At 37.2% G+C, this 1,439-nt stretch carries 2 protein-coding genes and 1 pseudogene; all 3 read right to left on the minus strand.

The genetic code is table 11. The features are described 5' to 3' along the window. Positions 1–799, minus strand: a pseudogene (locus tag BBROOKSOX_RS11000) (hypothetical protein); the annotation flags it as partial. 30 nt (positions 800–829) lie between these two features. Further along, positions 830–1,024, minus strand: coding sequence for a hypothetical protein (locus BBROOKSOX_RS11005; protein ID WP_139661856.1), 195 nt, complete (start codon positions 1,022–1,024; stop codon positions 830–832). A 233-nt stretch (positions 1,025–1,257) separates the two neighbouring features. Beyond that, a partial coding sequence (locus BBROOKSOX_RS11010) for a hypothetical protein (RefSeq protein ID WP_218973748.1) occupies positions 1,258–1,439 on the minus strand: 182 nt, incomplete at its 5' end.

Here is a 1,439-nt window from a genome sequence, read left to right on the forward strand (position 1 = left end):
GTTGCCATGGACGATCAACGAATGTGTTAGAACGCACTTGACCTGTGCCGTGGGTATAGTGGGTGAAATTAATGGCTGCAGGTAATTGAACGCCATTGTGCTCTAAGCCTTGATAAAAGAATTTTTCTAGTTGCAACAGCGCATCTGTTTTACTCATGTATCCTATGTTTACCCAAAAATCTGCGACTGCAGCGCAACCTTTTTTGCCTTTACTGGGTTCAGGGTTAGGGTATTTAGCCTCAAAACTTAGGAAGAATCTATTGCCATTATTTTTATGATAAATCACTCGGTACTCACCACAATGTTGACCATTGCTGGCACTGAGGTCAAAACGGTTGAAGATTGCAGTTGGTGACATGTTGTCAAGCAACCCTGAAAGAGTGGCTTCTTGCGTTCTTTTTTGTAAATCCATTTTTACAAATCCATTGGTTTTTAAATCAACATTGAATGTTTTCAGCAAACTGTTGAGGAGTTGTGCGTTAGAACTATCTGTTGTTGCATTAGAACTATTACGAATGTTTGTGAGTGTTTTGGCAAGTGAGAATTTTTTATCAAAATCATCGTTATCCACGCCAGTGGCGCCTCGGTTAAAGACTAAAGCGTTATTACTAATGAGTGTGGATCGTTGTAAGGGAATAGCAGAAGCATCAGGATTTGCTGATGTTTTATCTTGCAAGAAATCATCCATTAGATTGCGCTCACTAGAGCGTCCGCCTGCAATCGTGTTGACTGAGATAACAAGGGCTGTGCTTAATAGTAGAATGCGAGCAAAGTTTGTGTTAAGAGATATTAGGTTCATGATTTTAAATTTAAAAGATAATTTCGCTGATTATAATGTTATTTCTAACTTATTGGTATCTTTATCCAATTTAACTTGCAGTTCACAATAGCCATTTTCATCATTGATTGCTTGTGATATATCATCGCTACAAACACATCCTGCTAACACTTTACGAGAGAATATGCCTGTTTTTAATTGGATAATATTCTCAGATTCGGCGCTTAGGTGTGGGTAGTTGCTCATAATCACACACTCTATGGAATGTGTTACACTTGTTGGTTGAATTCAAAGTTTTATAGTTTGAGACCTTTGCATAAATAGGGATGATTAGCAAAATCCAATTTTTTCCCAATGGGTGATTTCTTTAAACCTTGTCCTAGCAGGGCTAAGGCTGGGTTTAAAAAATCGCCAAGTGGGTGAAAAGTGGGTTTCTGATGTTTATTCTTGTTTATGCAAAGGTCTCAGTTTGTTACTAATCAGGGTTTTTTACCTTTCAAATTTGTTTTATGCGCTTTTTTAGTGCGGAAATTGAATTTGTTTAACACATATAAAACACTTTCTAGAAGCAATATTTTTTTAGGCATTGTAGGCAGTTGCTTGATGATAGATATTGCCTTTTTAGATTGTGGACCTTTTGGGTGTATTCTGTAAATACCTG

It is taken from the genome of bacterium endosymbiont of Bathymodiolus sp. 5 South (assembly GCF_900128535.1).
GTDB lineage: Bacteria > Pseudomonadota > Gammaproteobacteria > PS1 > Pseudothioglobaceae > Thiodubiliella.

Bases quoted from the DNA above. Each gene is read 5' to 3' on its own strand.
- BBROOKSOX_RS11005 (WP_139661856.1), bottom strand. From the start codon at position 1,024: ATGAGCAACTACCCACACCTAAGCGCCGAATCTGAGAATATTATCCAA.